The sequence below is a fragment of the Klebsiella sp. GG_Kp175 genome, from assembly GCF_040062325.1.
In the GTDB taxonomy this organism is placed as follows: domain Bacteria; phylum Pseudomonadota; class Gammaproteobacteria; order Enterobacterales; family Enterobacteriaceae; genus Klebsiella; species Klebsiella quasipneumoniae.
In genome coordinates, this window is sequence record NZ_JBEAFX010000017.1 from 1 (window position 1) to 15,482 (window position 15,482).

Here is a 15,482-nt window from a genome sequence, read left to right on the forward strand (position 1 = left end):
GCGCATTATAGGGAGTAATTCCGAGGTGACAAGGGGAAATGCAAAAAAACTTTTCGTTCGCTCGCTTTTCCATCAAGACGCTGTTTAAACGCCCGGTTTGCTGATCATTTGCGCGATTTCTCGGGCAAATCGGGAGACCTGTTGCCAGTCGGTATAGACCACTTCTTTACGGGTATCCGTTTCGCCCCCGGTCATTTTCATAATCAGGCGGATCATAAACCGATCGTACCAGCGGTAACGCGGGTAACGTAGCGCCCCGGCAAACACCGCGCAGCTCTGCGGCTGCCAAGGCGAGTTGAGCAGAAACTTGCGCGTATAGCTATTGGTCTGCGGCGTGCGCTTTTCGGGTTTGCGCGCAACCAGGTTCACCGAAAAGAATGCCCCCGGCAGCGCCTGCAATGCTGCCAGGTGCTTTTTCACAAAGCGGTCCACCGCCGGATGAAAGTGTCCGTAGCGAATCGATGCGCCAATCACCACGCGATCATAATGATGCCATTCCACGTTATCGGTACGGTTCAGATTCAGGGTATCCGCATCGATACCCAGCTCTTTCAGCTCAGAGGCGAGAAACGAAGCGATTTCACGGGTCTGCCCGTCGCGGGTGGAAAAGAGAATTAAAGTTTTCACGAGCACTCCTGTTATTCGCGCCAGAAAGTGGGAGTAAAGAGCACCAGTAAGGTGAACACTTCCAGACGACCAAACAGCATATTAGCAATCAGGATCCATTTCGCGACCGGGTTCATGGTGGCAAAGTTGTCCGCGACGACGCCGAGCCCAGGCCCGAGGTTGTTCAATGTCGCCACCACGGAGGCGAAAGCAGAGAAGTCATCCACCCCGGTGGCGATAATAGCCAGCATACTAATGATAAAGACCAGCGCATAGGCGGAGAAGAATCCCCACACCGCTTCCAGAATACGTTCCGGCAGCGCGCGGTTACCTAATTTAATGCTATACACCGCATTCGGGTGAACCAGACGCTTAAGCTCACGGTTGCCCTGCTTGAACAGCAACAGGATACGGATCACCTTTAAGCCACCGCCCGTGGAGCCAGCGCAGCCGCCGATAAATGCGGAGCACAGCAGCAGCACCGGCAGGAACAGCGGCCAGCGCGCAATGCTATCGGTGGTGAATCCTGCGGTGGTCGCCATCGACACCACCTGGAAAAACGCCTGATTCAGCGTCGTCAGCACCGAGCCGTACACGTTATGAAGCCATAGCACCAGCGTACAGACGATGACCAGCGTCAACTGGACGCCAATGAACATTCGAAACTCAGGGTCGCGCCAGTACACCTTCAGGCTGCGTCCGCTCAACAACGAAAAATGCAGACCGTAGTTACAGCCGGAGATCAGCAGGAAGATGGCAATGATGGAGTTGATCATCGGGCTGTTGAAATAGCCGACGCTGGCATCGTGAGTCGAGAAACCGCCGATAGCGATGGTGGCGAAGCTGTGCCCTATCGCATCGAAGGCCGGCATACCGGCAAACCAGAGCGCCAATGCGCAGGCGACCGTTAGTAACACATAGATAAGCCACAATGTCTTTGCCGTCTCGGCGATGCGCGGGCGCATCTTGTTATCTTTCAGCGGGCCGGGCATTTCCGCGCGGTAGAGCTGCATTCCCCCGACGCCGAGGATAGGCAGAATGGCCACCGCCAGCACAATGATCCCCATGCCGCCGAACCACTGCAGCATCTGCCGGTAAAAAAGGATAGCGTGCGGAAGCGAGTCCAGCCCCACCAGGGTGGTCGCCCCGGTCGTCGTCAGGCCGGAAAATGATTCGAAGAAGGCATCCGTCACCGTCAGGTTCGGCTGTTCGGCGAATATAAAGGGCAAGGCCCCTACGCTACCCAGCACGGTCCAGAACAGCACCACGATCAGAAACCCTTCACGAGATTTCAGTTCGCCCTTTTGCTTACGGTTCGGCCACCACAGCATGGAGCCGATCGCCAGAGCGACAAAAAAAGTTTGAGTGAAGGCCCGTCCCGCGCCATCGCGATATATCAGGGCCACTAATCCCGGGACGATCATTGTCCCCGAGAATAAGATGACCAGCAGTCCAACGATTCGGGTTATGGCGCGAAAATGCATCTCTGGCGCTTCCTTTGATAGGCAAAAAAACAGAGGGGATTATTCGTTAATCTTCAGCAATTGCAATGAACCGCGACTAAAATCAGCCAGTTTTGCTGAAAAAGCCGCCACTTCGGCCTGGGGAAGCGCCACGCGCAGCCGAACCGACGCCAGATATTCGCTTTCAACGACATTCCCGGAAAATTGGGCGAGCAACGCTTCAACGCCGGCCAGTTGCCCATATTCACATTGCAAAGTATATGCCGTTAACGGCGTCTTGCGCAGCGTCGTCAACTGCGCCAGCGCCTGATGGACACCGCCGCCATAGGCTTTCACCAGGCCGCCGGTGCCCAGCAGGATACCACCGTAATAACGCACGACGACAGCGGTTATCTCACCGACGCCGCTACCCATCAGCTGCGCCAGCATCGGTTTACCCGCCGTTCCCGCCGGTTCGCCATCGTCTGAGAACCCAAGCTGTTGCGAATCATCAGGCGGTCCGGCGACCCACGCCACGCAGTGGTGGCGAGCATCGGGGTGATCCGCTCTGACCGACTCGACAAAGGCTTTCGCCGCCGCCACGCCGTCGGTATGCGCCAACAGCGTGATAAAACGGCTCTTTTTGATCTCCTCAACGACGGAAACTGGCGCCGCCGGGATTAACCAGCTCTCCATCAGGCCAGCTTCAGATCGCGCGTCATGTTTTCGATACTGTTTTCGTGAACCACCACGTTATCTTCGATACGGATCCCGCCGAATGGCTTCATGGCGTCAATTTTTTGCCAGTTGAAGTGCTTGCTGAACGGGCCTTCACGCCACGGCGCCAGTAACGACTCGATAAAGTAGATGCCGGGTTCAATGGTCAACACCATCCGCGGCTCGATAATACGGGTGCAGCGCAGATACGGGTATTTCGCTGGCGCCGCCAGATGCGTACCGGAGTCGTCTTGCATAAAGCCAGCAACATCATGCACCTGCAGACCCAGCGGATGACCAATCCCGTGCGGCATAAATGGCCCGGTCAGATCGTTCTCCACCATCGCCTCTTCGCTCATGTCAGTGACTAACTGGTGTTTACGCAGCAGCTTCGCAATACGCTGATGGAACTGGATATGGTAATCAACGTAGCGCGTCCCGGCTTTCATGGTGCTAATCAGCGCCAGCTGCTCGTCGTTAACGTCTTTAATCAGATGGGCGAAATCGTTATCGCCGTGTGCCGCCCAGGTCCGCGTCAGATCCGCGGCATAGCCGTTATATTCCGCGCCGGCGTCGAGCAGGAAGCTGCGCATCTCCGCCGGAGCGCGATGGTCCAGTTTGGTGTAGTGCAGGACGGAAGCATGCTCGTTCAGCGCCACGATGTTGCTGTAAGGCACATCGGTATCGCGGTGACCAGTGGCGGTAAGATAGGCCTGGTTGATATCGAATTCGCTCATCCCGGACTGAAAAGCCTCATAGGCCGCACGATGACCATTCACCGCCGACTTCTGCGCTTCACGCATACAGGCCAGCTCGTAATCGGTTTTGTAAGCCCGGTAGTAATGCAGATAATCGATAACCCCTTTCGGGTTGATCTTATCCGCGGCGATTCCCAGGCCCAGCGCGCGCTCCGGCACCGGCCCGATATAGCCAATATTACCGCGAGCGGCAGGCAGTTGGCTGCCGATGCCATCGGCCTTCGGCAGCGCGACCACATCGACCTCTTCGGTCCAGAACGAGGTCGGCAGCGGCTCAACGTTATGCCAGTAATCAACCGGCAGATAGAACCACAGCTTCGGTTTATTCACACCGTCCACCAGCAACCAGCAGTTAGGCACCTGAGTCACCGGCACCCAGGCTTTGAACTGCGGATTGACCTTGAACGGGTATGGATGGTCATCAAGGAAGACGTTAACCAGCTCGCCGGAGTGAATCAGCAGAGCATCCATCTGAAAACGGGCCAGGACGTCGCGGGTACGTTCTTGTAGGGTAACAATATGATTTTTATAGAGCGCGGCCAGGGATTCCATCTTTTGTCCTTTGCTTTTATGGGATCGTGATACTCCGCATCTTAGCACATCGACCTGCGTGCGGGTGATTTCCGCCGGATGTGATCCGACCAGCAATTATTTAAAGAGTAATTTGCAATTCTTTAACATAAATTCCACACTCCGTTTCATCTGGTATGACCAGATCATATTGCTGGATTCAGGAGACTGACATGCTCTACAAAGGCGACACCCTGTACCTCGACTGGCTGGAAGATGGCATCGCCGAACTGGTGTTCGATGCCCCAGGTTCGGTCAACAAGCTTGATACCGCAACCGTAGCCAGCCTCGGTCACGCGCTGGATGTACTGGAAAAACAAAACGATCTCAAAGGCCTGCTGCTGCGCTCTGAAAAAGCGGCGTTTATCGTCGGCGCGGATATCACTGAATTCCTCTCACTGTTCCTGGTCCCTGAGGAGCAGTTAAGCCAATGGCTGCATTTTGCTAACAGCGTCTTCAACCGTCTGGAAGATCTTCCCGTCCCCACTATCTCTGCCGTCAATGGTTACGCGCTGGGCGGCGGTTGTGAATGTGTCCTGGCGACCGATTACCGCCTGGCGACGCCGGATCTGCGCATTGGTCTGCCGGAAACCAAACTCGGCATTATGCCAGGCTTCGGCGGCTCAGTTCGTTTGCCGCGTCTGCTCGGCGCCGACAGCGCGCTGGAGATCATTGCTGCCGGGAAAGATGTCGGCGCCGAGCAAGCGCTGAAAATCGGCCTGGTGGATGGCGTGGTCGCTGCGGAAAAACTGCGCGACGGCGCGCTGGCGATCCTGCGCCAGGCGATTCAGGGCGACCTGGACTGGAAAGCGAAACGTCAACCGAAGCTGGAGCCGCTGAAACTCAGCAAAATTGAAGCGACGATGAGTTTCACCATCGCCAAAGGCATGGTCGCGCAAACCGCCGGGAAGCATTATCCGGCGCCGATCACCGCGGTGAAAACCATCGAAGCCGCTGCGCGTCTTGGTCGTGAAGAAGCTCTGGTGCTGGAAAATAAAAGCTTTGTCCCGCTGGCTCATACCAACGAGGCCCGCGCACTGGTCGGTATCTTCCTGAACGACCAGTACGTCAAAGCGAAAGCGAAAAAACTGACCAAAGATGTCGAAACACCGAAGCATGCTGCCGTACTGGGCGCTGGCATTATGGGCGGCGGTATCGCATACCAGTCGGCCTGGAAGGGCGTGCCGGTGGTGATGAAAGACATTAGCGACAAATCGCTGACCCTTGGGATGACCGAAGCGGCGAAGCTGCTGAATAAACAGCTGGAACGCGGCAAAATTGACGGTCTGAAGCTGGCCGGAGTCATAAGCACCATTCAGCCGACGCTGGAGTATAGCGGTTTTGATCGCGTGGACGTGGTCGTTGAAGCGGTGGTGGAAAACCCGAAAGTGAAGAAAGCGGTGCTGGCGGAAACCGAAGAGAAAGTGCGCCCGGATACCGTACTGGCATCCAACACCTCAACGATCCCCATCAGCGAGCTGGCCAGCGTTCTGCAGCGCCCGGAGAACTTCTGCGGCATGCACTTCTTTAACCCGGTGCATCGCATGCCGCTGGTTGAAGTGATTCGCGGCGAAAAAACCTCGGATAAGACCATTGCCAAAGTGGTGGCCTGGGCCAGCAAAATGGGCAAGACGCCAATTGTGGTCAATGATTGTCCCGGTTTCTTCGTCAACCGCGTGCTGTTCCCCTACTTCGCCGGATTTAGCCAGCTGCTGCGCGACGGGGCGGATTTCCGCAAAGTCGACAAAGTGATGGAGAAACAGTTTGGCTGGCCGATGGGCCCAGCTTATCTGCTGGACGTGGTCGGCATCGATACCGCGCACCATGCTCAGGCGGTTATGGCGGCGGGCTTCCCGCAGCGGATGCAGAAAGATTATCGCGACGCTATCGACGCCCTGTTTGACGCCAACCGTTTCGGGCAGAAGAACGGCCTCGGCTTCTGGCGCTATAAAGAAGACAGCAAAGGTAAGCCGAAGAAAGAAGAAGATGCTGCCGTCGACAGCCTGCTGGCCGACGTCAGCCAGCCGAAGCGCGATTTCAGCGATGAAGAGATTATCTCCCGCATGATGATCCCGATGGTTAACGAAGTCGTCCGCTGCCTGGAAGAAGGCATTATCGCCAGCCCGGCGGAAGCGGATATGGCGCTGGTATACGGCCTCGGCTTCCCTCCGTTCCACGGCGGCGCCTTCCGCTGGCTGGATACCATCGGCAGCGCGAAGTATCTCGATATGGCGCAGCAGTACCAGCACCTTGGGCCGCTGTATGAAGTCCCTGCCGGTCTGCGAGACAAAGCGCGCCATAACGAAGCGTATTATCCCCAGGTAGAGCCAGCCCGTCCGGTTGGCGCTCTGAAAACGGCTTAAGGAGTCACAATGGAACAGGTTGTCATTGTCGATGCTATTCGCACCCCGATGGGCCGTTCAAAGGGCGGCGCATTTCGCCACGTGCGCGCGGAGGACCTCTCCGCGCACCTGATGCGCAGCCTGCTGTCGCGCAACCCGTCGCTTGAGGCAAGCGCGATAGACGATATCTACTGGGGCTGCGTACAGCAAACCCTCGAGCAGGGTTTTAACATCGCCCGTAACGCGGCGCTGCTGGCGGAGATCCCGCATTCGGTACCGGCAAACACGGTTAACCGTCTGTGCGGTTCTTCCATGCAGGCGCTGCACGATGCCGCACGCATGATCATGACCGGCGATGCCAGCGTCTGCCTGATTGGCGGCGTGGAGCACATGGGCCATGTGCCAATGAGCCACGGCGTCGATTTCCACCCGGGCCTGAGCCGTAACGTGGCAAAGGCGGCAGGGATGATGGGGCTGACCGCTGAAATGCTGGCGCGTTTGCACGGCATTAGCCGGGAAATGCAGGATCAGTTCGCCGCGCGCTCCCACGCCCGCGCCTGGGCTGCGACCCAGTCCGGCGCATTCAAAGCCGAGATTATCCCCACCGGCGGCCACGATGCCGATGGCGTACTGAAGTCCTTTAACTATGACGAAGTGATCCGCCCGGAAACCACCGTCGAGACGCTGTCTACCCTAAGGCCGGCGTTTGACCCGGTGACCGGTACGGTAACGGCGGGCACCTCTTCCGCCCTTTCCGATGGCGCGGCGGCGATGCTGCTGATGAGCGAAAGCCGCGCCCGCGAACTGGGTCTGAAGCCACGCGCCCGCGTCCGTTCGATGGCGGTGGTCGGCTGCGACCCGTCTATTATGGGCTATGGCCCGGTTCCCGCTTCGAAGCTGGCGCTGAAAAAAGCGGGCTTATCCACCAGCGATATCGACGTCTTTGAAATGAATGAGGCCTTTGCCGCGCAGATCCTGCCGTGCATTAAAGATCTGGGCCTGATGGAGCAGATCGATGAGAAGATCAACCTCAACGGCGGGGCGATCGCGCTCGGTCATCCGCTGGGTTGTTCCGGGGCGCGTATTAGCACCACGCTGATCAATCAGATGGAGCGTAAAGATGCCCAGTTCGGCCTCGCCACCATGTGCATCGGCCTGGGACAAGGGATCGCCACCGTGTTTGAGCGGGTGTAAATTTACAAAAGGGTATCTCACAGCCAATGGCATCAGAACAAGGCGGCAAGCGAGCGAATCCCGATGAGCTTACTGAAGTAAGTGATTCGGGTGAGCAAGCGCAGCCAACGCAGTGATGACGTCATTGGCGAAGAGAGACAGTTTAGTTGCCGTTCTTCCCGCCTGTCAGGGGCGGGTTTTTTATTTGCAGATATCAGATAAAGGCAAACGCGTCGCCAAACAGGCGATCTTCGCGCGCGCCGCGTTCGTTGCAGAACAGGTCGCGAGCAATCTTAGCCATCTCGAAACGCCCGGCAATATAGATATCGTGATCGGCCAGGGTACCGTAATCCTGCAGCACCGCGGTCAGCACGGTGCCGGAACGCCCACGCCAGCCCTCTTCCGGCTGCTCAACCACCGGCTCGATGCGCAGATTTGGATGCTTGACGCTCAAGGCTTCCAGCTCGGCCAGATCGTACAGATGTTTGGTCTCGCGACCGCCCCAGTAAATCGCGATATCGCGCTGAGGATTGCGTGACAGCGCGGTGAGCAGAATAGAACGCACATAAGAGAAGCCGGTACCGCCGGCAATCAAAATCAGCGGGCGGTCTTCATCTTCACGCAGCCAGGCTTCGCCATGCGGAATATCAACCTCAATTTCACGCTCTTTCAGGATGCGATCCATGACCGCCATCGCGTACAGATTGAGCTCCGAGGCGCCGATATGCAGTTCGATAAACTCCTGTTCCGCCGGCGTGGAGGCCATGGAGAATGGGCGTTTGTCGCGCTCATCCATTACCACCATCAGATACTGGCCAGCGCGGAAAGAGAATGCCGCTTCCGGTACTAATCGAACACGATACACGGTATCGGTAATCGCCTCCACCGAGGTCACTTTACAGCTTAAGGTTGTCATGCGTCCCCTCTGTCGGGTCTAAAGAGCAAAACAGCGGCGTTAGCCCCGCTTACTGTTGTTTAAAGATGGCCAGATCATCCCAGATGGCGTCAATGCGCGCCGTGACGGCAGGATCTTTTTTGATTGGGCGACCCCATTCACGCTGGGTTTCGCCAGGCCATTTATTGGTGGCATCCAGCCCCATTTTTGAACCCAGGCCGGAAACCGGCGAGGCAAAATCCAGATAATCAATTGGCGTATTCTCTACCAGTACCGTATCACGAGCCGGGTCCATACGGGTAGTGATCGCCCAAATCACATCGTTCCAGTCGCGGGCGTTAACATCGTCATCGCAGACAATCACGAATTTGGTGTACATAAACTGGCGCAGGAACGACCAGACGCCCATCATCACGCGCTTGGCATGGCCTGCGTACTGTTTTTTCATCGTCACCACCGCCAGGCGGTAGGAGCACCCTTCCGGCGGCAGATAGAAATCGACAATTTCCGGAAACTGTTTCTGCAGGATCGGGACGAAGACTTCATTCAGCGCCACGCCCAGCACCGCAGGCTCATCCGGCGGACGGCCGGTATAGGTCGAATGATAAATCGCGTCTTCACGCTGGGTAATATGGGTGACCGTAAACACCGGGAACTGGTCTACTTCATTGTAGTAGCCGGTATGGTCGCCATACGGACCTTCCGGCGCCATCTCCCCGGCCTCGATATAACCTTCCAGCACAATCTCTGCGCTGGCAGGCACCTCAAGATCGTTCGAGACGCATTTCACCACTTCGGTTTTGGTGCCGCGCAGCAGCCCGGCAAAGGCATATTCCGACAGCGTATCCGGCACCGGGGTCACTGCACCAAGAATGGTCGCCGGGTCGGCGCCGAGTGCCACAGAAACCGGGAAGCGTTCCCCCGGACGCGCCGCGCACCACTCCTGGAAATCCAGCGCGCCGCCGCGATGAGACAGCCAGCGCATAATCAGTTTGTTTTTGCCAATCAGCTGCTGGCGATAAATCCCCAGGTTTTGCCGCTCTTTGTGCGGCCCACGGGTCACCGTCAGCCCCCAGGTGATCAGCGGCGCGGCATCTTCCGGCCAGCAGGTCATAATCGGGATTTTCCTCAGGTCGACGTCATCGCCCTGGATGATTTTTTGCTGACAGGGGGCGCCGCGCAGACGTTTGGTGGGCATATTCAGCACTTGCTTAAACTGCGGCAGCTTATCAAACAGATCGCGGAAACCTTTGGGCGGCTCAGGCTCTTTCAGAAAGGCTAACAGCTTACCCACCTCGCGCAGCGAACTGACGTCCTCCTGACCCATCCCCAGCGCCACGCGCCGCGGCGTGCCGAACAGGTTGCACAGCACCGGCATGGTATAGCCTTTCGGATTCTCAAACAGCAGCGCAGGACCGCCAGCGCGCAGGGTGCGGTCGGCAATTTCGGTGATTTCCAGGTGAGGATCGACCGGCAGAGTGATACGTTTTAGTTCGCCCTGTTGTTCCAGGAGTGTCAGAAAGTCGCGAAGATCGTGATATTTCATGAAAGTGTTATTGACCTCTCTACAGGCGGCTAATTATACGGTGTTCAACGGCGAGATGCTGTAATTTTGTTAAATTAGCGTGAAAGAACGCTGAAATTTGGATTTCAATTATAATGGCTTTCGCGATTACACCAGCCATTTGTTATGCTTGCCGTTATTAGAAGTGGAATGAGTCATTATGCAAGCCTGGTACTTACTGTATTGCAAACGTGGGCAGCTACAACGAGCCCAGGAACATCTGGAACGTCAGTCAGTTAACTGCCTGATGCCGACGATTGCGCTGGAAAAAATCATTCGCGGTAAACGCACCATGGTCAGCGAACCGCTGTTCCCGAACTACCTGTTTATTGAGTTCGATCCAGAGGTGATTCATACCACCACCATCAGCGCCACCCGCGGGGTTAACAACTTCGTGCGCTTTGGCGCCCTACCCGCTATCGTCCCCTCGGCGGTCATCCACCAGCTCTCTATCTACAAACCGGAAGGCATTACCGACCCGGAAACGCCGCATGAGGGCGATAGCGTACTGATCACCGACGGCGCGTTCGAAGGCTTACAGGCTATCTTTACCGAGCCGGACGGTGAAGCACGCTCTATGTTGCTGTTAAACCTGCTGAATAAGCAAGTCCTGCAGAGCGTTAAAAACACCGATTTCCAGAAAATCTAAGCGCCGTTAACGTCGACGCCAAACAGCGCCCTGACGTTGGCGTCCGTTTGCGCCTCCAGCCACTGCGCTTCCTCGCCGCGCCAGGCCGCGACGCTGGCCAGGATATGCGGCAAATACGCGGGCTCGTTACGACGCGAGGCGGGTTTCGGCTTGAGGTCGCGCGGCAGCAGATAGGGCGCGTCAGTTTCCAGCAGCAGACGTTCCGCCGGGATCGCCGGCAATAGCGCTCGCAGCTCGAGCCCTCGCCGCTCATCGCATACCCAACCGGTAATACCGATAAACAGCCCCAGATCCAGACATTCCTGCACCTCGCTGCGGCTGCCGGTAAAGCAGTGCAGCACCGCGCCCGGGATCTTCCCGAGCCAGGGTTTAAGCAGCGCCAGAAACCGGTCGTGGGCGTCGCGGCAGTGTAAAAACACCGGCATCGACAGCTCGGCGGCCAGCGCCAGCTGGGCACTAAACGCCTCCTCCTGCTCCTGGGGCGTGGAAAAATTACGATTAAAATCCAGACCGCACTCCCCTATCGCCACCACCTGCGGCTCGCGGGCGAGGGCATAAATCGCCTCGGCGACCGCTGGCGTCCAGCTGCTGCCGTCATGGGGATGAACCCCCGCCGTGGACCAGCAGCCGGCGTAATGACTCGCCATTCTCTGCGCCTGCTGGCTCTCCGGTAAATTTGTGCCGGTCAGCAGCATGCCGTGAACCCCTGCCGCCCGGGCGCGCGCCACCACCTCATCATGGTCGCGGGCAAACTGTGAACTGGTCAGATTAACGCCGATATCAAACATGATCGCTCCATATGACAACCGCCCTGACGGGCGGTTGGCGGTATTACTCTTCTCTGTGCTCAGCGGCTTCAGCTTCGGCCGCGGCATCGTCATCACGCGTCAGGCGCTTCCCGGTGTAGAAGCGGGCGAAGAACACCCCGACTTCAAACAGGCAGTACATCGGAATAGCCAGCAGCGTCTGCGAGAACACGTCCGGCGGCGTCAGCAGCATCCCCACCACGAAGGCGCCCACCAGCACATACGGCCGTTTTTTGCGCAGCTCTTCCGGCGTGGTGACGCCCATCCAGCAGAGCAGCACAATAGCGACCGGCACCTCAAAAGAGACCCCGAACGCCATAAACAGCGCCATCACGAAGTCGAGATAACTGCGGATATCGGTCGAGACCAGCACCCCCTCCGGGGCAGCATGGGTCAGGAAGCCGAACGCCAGCGGAAACACGACAAAATACGCGAAAGCCATGCCGATATAGAACAGCAGCGTGCTGGAGACCAGTAAGGGCACCACCAGCCGGCGCTCATGCTTATACAGCGCCGGCGCGACGAAGGCCCATACCTGATACAGAATAATCGGCACCGACAGGATCACCGACACCATGAAGGTCAGCTTTATCGGCGTAAAGAAAGGTGAAGCGACATCGGTGGCGATCATCGTCGCGCCTACCGGCATCTTGCTGATAAGCGGGGCCGAGACCAGCTGATAGATATCATTGGCGAAATAGACCAGCGCCAGGAAGATCACCAGGATAGCAATGATGCTGTTGAGCAGACGCTTGCGCAGCTCAATCAGATGCGAAATTAGCGGTTGTGTATCGTCTACGCCCATGTTTACGGTTTATCACTCGATGCGGGGGAAGAATGGGGGGCAGCCGCCGTAGCGGTTGTTTTCTCTGCCGGTGAAGCGGGTTGCTCGTCGGCCACGGGATCCGGCGCATGAACCGGAGCGCTGGCGTGATGTTCTGCCGTCGCCGGCGTGACGTCCTGCCGCTGCGCTTCGCTGCCTTTCACCACCGGATTATGGATGGTATTCGCTTCGTCACTGGCCTTTTCCGGGTCGTGGGCGCTATAGGAGCGCTTCATCGACTCCGCGGCCTCGCGCAGCTCATCCATGGAGGCTTTCAGCTCCGGCGTCAGGTTATTCAGGCTGGCCTTTTCCACCTTCTTGAGGCTCTCCTGGAACTCCTGCAGTTTTAGCTCCTGAGCCAGCTCATTCTGTACCGTGGTCGCCAGCGACCGTAGCGTACGGATCCAGCCAACCACCGTTTTAACCGCGACGGGAAGCCGCTGTGGCCCCAGAACGATGAGGCCAATCACAAACACCAGCAGTAGTTCACTAAAACCAATATCGAACACGAGTTACACCTGCTCTTTGTCGTGGCGTTTTGTCTCGTCTTTTTTTGCATCATCCTGTTTATCGGCGATAGTTTTCGCCGTGAAATCTGCGTCTGGCGCCGACTTTTCAGGTTTATCATCATCACTCATGGCTTTTTTAAAGCCTTTGATGGATGCCCCTAAGTCTGACCCCAGTGAGCTCAGCTTCTTCGTCCCGAAAAGCAGAACTACGATGACGACAACAATTAATAACTGCCAAATACTGATACCACCCATACACGTTCCCCTATGACAGATGATGAATTATGTGGACGCATTATACACGCCATCCTGCCAGCCGCCTCGCCGTCAGGCCACCGGCATGATTTTGCGCAAATAAGCCTGCGTCATGAAGAGGCGAACCGATCAGCGGGTTTTTCGCCAGCCAATCAGCCAGGTCACGATACCGCCGGCCATCAGCCAGCCGGGCATCATTCCCCACTCAGGGCGATGGATAAAGAGCAGCGTACCACTGAGCAATAAAACCGCGCCTATACCAAACAGATAACGGGATTGGCCCTGGCGCACATGGCGCACATGCATATCCCGCACGATAGTATCGACGCTGGTCTGCAGCTGTTTGCTCTGCTGCAGGCTCTGATACACCAGCTCAGGTATTTCAGGCATTCTTTCGATCCAGAACGGCGCTTTGTCTTTAAACGCGCGCACCAGCGCCGGAATACCGACCTGATCTTTGATCCACGACTCAAGGAAAGGCTTCGCCGTTTTCCACAAGTCTAACTGAGGATAGAGCTGCCGGCCTACCCCTTCTACGTAAAGTAATGTCTTCTGTAGCAAAACAAGCTGCGGCTGGACTTCCATATTGAAGCGCCGCGCGGTGTTGAACAGATTTAGCAGCACGTGGCCGAAGGAGATCTCCGCCAGCGGCTTCTCAAAGATGGGCTCGCAGACCGTGCGGATCGCGAACTCAAACTCTTCAACATTGGTGTCCGGCGGAACCCAACCGGAGTCGACGTGCAGCTCGGCAACCTTACGATAATCGCGGTTGAAAAAGGCGATAAAGTTTTCCGCCAGATAGCGCTTATCTTCTTTGTTCAGCGAGCCGACAATGCCGCAGTCGATGCCAATATACTGCGGATCTTCCGGGTGCTCGTAGCTGACGAAGATGTTGCCAGGGTGCATATCGGCATGGAAAAAGCTGTCGCGGAACACCTGGGTGAAGAAGACCTGCACACCCCGCTCCGCCAGCAGTTGCATATTGGTTCCCTGAGCCTCGAGCGCCTCCACGTCGGACACCGGAATGCCGTAGATGCGCTCCATCACCATCATGCTTTCGCTGCAGTAATCGGGGTACACTTCCGGCACATACAGCATCGGGCTGTCTTCGAAATTACGCCGCAACTGAATGGCGTTGGCGGATTCCCGCAGCAGGTTCAGCTCGTCCAGCAGCGTTTTTTCATACTCACGAACCACCTCCTGCGGGCGCAGACGTCGGCCGTCAGGCAGCAGTCGCGGCACCCAGCGCGCCAGGCGGTAGATGAGCTTCATGTCCGCTTTAATGATCGGCAAGATATCCGGACGGATAACCTTGATCACCACCTCTTTGCCGTTCTCTTTCAGACGCGCGGTATGCACCTGGGCGATAGACGCCGAGGCTAACGGCTCAACGGAGAAATCATCAAACCAGGCCTCCACCGGCAGGCCACCCATCGCTTTTTCTATCTGCTGCTGCGCAAGCTTCCCTTCAAAGGGCGCCACGCGGTCCTGCAACAGCGCCAGTTGATCGGCAATATGCGGCGGAAAGAGATCCCGCCGCGTGGAAAGCATCTGGCCGAATTTAATCCACACCGGCCCCAGCTCCTGGAGCGCCAGCCGCAGACGGGCGCCAAGAGGTTGATCCTGATGGCGGTTTGGCATCCAGAAGAGCATCCGCCGCCAGATACGCAGCGGCAGCGTGATCCGCATTTTGGGGATAAGCTCATCGAGCCCGTAGCTCAAAAAGGTGTGGATGATGAAATACAGGCGCCGTAATTCTCCTGGCGTCATTTGCCCTCCAGCGTTTCCAGCCGTTTTTCCAGTGCGGCCAGCGCGCGTTCAATAGCCGTCGTCTCTTCAGCAAACCAGGCCAGCTCCAGCGGCCCCGGTGCCAGGCGCCACTCTTCAGTGATCGCTTCAGCGACATAACGCTGCTGGCGCTGCGCGCCCTTCAGTAAAAACTGAGCGCCGCCGCGGAGGACTTTACCGACGCCTTCGGCCACGATGTCACCGGTATAAGGCGCCAGCAGCTCAGCGGGATCGAACTCTGCCAGATCGCACAGGGTGACCATGTTCTGCACCACCTGCAGATCGCCCTGCACTTCCAGCTCGCCGCTACGGATAAGCGCCGTCAGTTGTTGACGGTTGCGTAGTTTTGGCAGCACGCTGAGCCGGGTAATCACGGTGCAGTCAGCCTCTCCGTCCCAGGCGCTCAGAACATCAACCTGGCGTTCACTGAACACCAGCACCACGGGCGTAGCGAAATCCTGCAGCTGTACCCGCAATACCTTGCCCAGCAGGCGCTGGCGGGCGGGTTTTAGCGCTTTGTCGCGCCAGAGGAAAGTATTTAGCGCCGTTTCAATGCCAGCGGTCACCAGGGGTGTGAAAGGCATA

Annotated in this window: 15 protein-coding genes; 3 read left to right on the forward strand and 12 right to left on the reverse strand. The window is 57.2% G+C overall.

Annotation, left to right across the window (positions count from 1 at the left end):
* Positions 1–84: 84 nt before the first annotated feature.
* The 4 genes from hemG to pepQ are packed head-to-tail and all read right to left on the reverse strand — an operon-like array spanning position 85 to position 4,075.
* Positions 85–627, reverse strand: coding sequence for a menaquinone-dependent protoporphyrinogen IX dehydrogenase (gene hemG / locus ABLU73_RS20670; RefSeq protein WP_004886722.1), 543 nt, complete (start codon positions 625–627; stop codon positions 85–87).
* Between the two features lie 11 nt (positions 628–638).
* Positions 639–2,090 (reverse strand): Trk system potassium transporter TrkH, encoded by a 1,452-nt coding sequence (trkH, locus tag ABLU73_RS20675; protein ID WP_004886724.1) that lies wholly within the window; start codon positions 2,088–2,090, stop codon positions 639–641.
* Positions 2,091–2,129: 39 nt separating this feature from the next.
* Entirely contained in the window at positions 2,130–2,744 is a 615-nt protein-coding gene (locus ABLU73_RS20680) for an IMPACT family protein (protein ID WP_004886726.1), read from the reverse strand.
* On the reverse strand, positions 2,744–4,075 hold the full coding sequence (gene pepQ, locus ABLU73_RS20685) for a Xaa-Pro dipeptidase (protein ID WP_004886728.1): 1,332 nt from the start codon (positions 4,073–4,075) through the stop codon (positions 2,744–2,746). Before pepQ ends, ABLU73_RS20680 begins: the two co-directional genes overlap by 1 nt.
* 191 nt (positions 4,076–4,266) lie before the next feature.
* Here pepQ and fadB point away from each other — a divergent pair, with 191 nt between their 5' ends.
* Together fadB and fadA are read left to right on the forward strand one after the other, a co-directional pair.
* Positions 4,267–6,456 carry a fatty acid oxidation complex subunit alpha FadB gene (gene fadB, locus ABLU73_RS20690; RefSeq protein ID WP_096833960.1) on the forward strand — a complete coding sequence of 730 codons (2,190 nt, stop codon included), beginning with the start codon at positions 4,267–4,269 and terminating at the stop codon, positions 6,454–6,456.
* Between the two features lie 9 nt (positions 6,457–6,465).
* Positions 6,466–7,629 carry an acetyl-CoA C-acyltransferase FadA gene (fadA, locus tag ABLU73_RS20695; RefSeq protein WP_004886733.1) on the forward strand — a complete coding sequence of 388 codons (1,164 nt, stop codon included), beginning with the start codon at positions 6,466–6,468 and terminating at the stop codon, positions 7,627–7,629.
* 193 nt (positions 7,630–7,822) lie between these two features.
* Here the strand turns inward: fadA and fre are convergent, their stop codons facing one another.
* Both fre and ubiD read right to left on the reverse strand, forming a co-directional pair.
* A complete protein-coding gene (gene fre / locus ABLU73_RS20700) occupies positions 7,823–8,524 on the reverse strand; it encodes an NAD(P)H-flavin reductase (protein WP_004886735.1) in 702 nt (233 codons plus the stop codon).
* A gap of 49 nt (positions 8,525–8,573) precedes the next feature.
* The gene (gene ubiD / locus ABLU73_RS20705; RefSeq protein WP_004886738.1) at positions 8,574–10,049 is read right to left on the reverse strand and encodes a 4-hydroxy-3-polyprenylbenzoate decarboxylase; all 1,476 of its coding nucleotides are present in this window, start codon (positions 10,047–10,049) and stop codon (positions 8,574–8,576) included.
* A 178-nt stretch (positions 10,050–10,227) separates the two neighbouring features.
* Here ubiD and rfaH point away from each other — a divergent pair, with 178 nt between their 5' ends.
* The gene (gene rfaH / locus ABLU73_RS20710; RefSeq protein ID WP_004886742.1) at positions 10,228–10,716 is read left to right on the forward strand and encodes a transcription/translation regulatory transformer protein RfaH; all 489 of its coding nucleotides are present in this window, start codon (positions 10,228–10,230) and stop codon (positions 10,714–10,716) included.
* On the opposite strand, the gene tatD is transcribed toward rfaH, so the two are convergent.
* The 6 genes from tatD to ABLU73_RS20740 form a co-directional block, all read right to left on the reverse strand.
* Positions 10,713–11,504: a 3'-5' ssDNA/RNA exonuclease TatD gene (gene tatD / locus ABLU73_RS20715; RefSeq protein ID WP_017899385.1), complete on the reverse strand. Its 792-nt coding sequence runs from the start codon at positions 11,502–11,504 to the stop codon at positions 10,713–10,715. The genes rfaH and tatD overlap by 4 nt on opposite strands.
* A gap of 43 nt (positions 11,505–11,547) precedes the next feature.
* A complete protein-coding gene (tatC, locus tag ABLU73_RS20720) occupies positions 11,548–12,327 on the reverse strand; it encodes a Sec-independent protein translocase subunit TatC (protein ID WP_004886745.1) in 780 nt (259 codons plus the stop codon).
* Between the two features lie 2 nt (positions 12,328–12,329).
* Positions 12,330–12,854, reverse strand: coding sequence for a Sec-independent protein translocase protein TatB (tatB, locus tag ABLU73_RS20725; RefSeq protein WP_048293980.1), 525 nt, complete (start codon positions 12,852–12,854; stop codon positions 12,330–12,332).
* Positions 12,855–12,857: 3 nt separating this feature from the next.
* Entirely contained in the window at positions 12,858–13,109 is a 252-nt protein-coding gene (tatA, locus tag ABLU73_RS20730) for a Sec-independent protein translocase subunit TatA (RefSeq protein WP_002883425.1), read from the reverse strand.
* Between the two features lie 129 nt (positions 13,110–13,238).
* A complete protein-coding gene (ubiB, locus tag ABLU73_RS20735; RefSeq protein WP_004886748.1) occupies positions 13,239–14,879 on the reverse strand; it encodes a ubiquinone biosynthesis regulatory protein kinase UbiB in 1,641 nt (546 codons plus the stop codon).
* Entirely contained in the window at positions 14,876–15,481 is a 606-nt protein-coding gene (locus ABLU73_RS20740; RefSeq protein ID WP_004886750.1) for an SCP2 domain-containing protein, read from the reverse strand. Before ABLU73_RS20740 ends, ubiB begins: the two co-directional genes overlap by 4 nt.
* Position 15,482 lies beyond the last annotated feature (1 nt).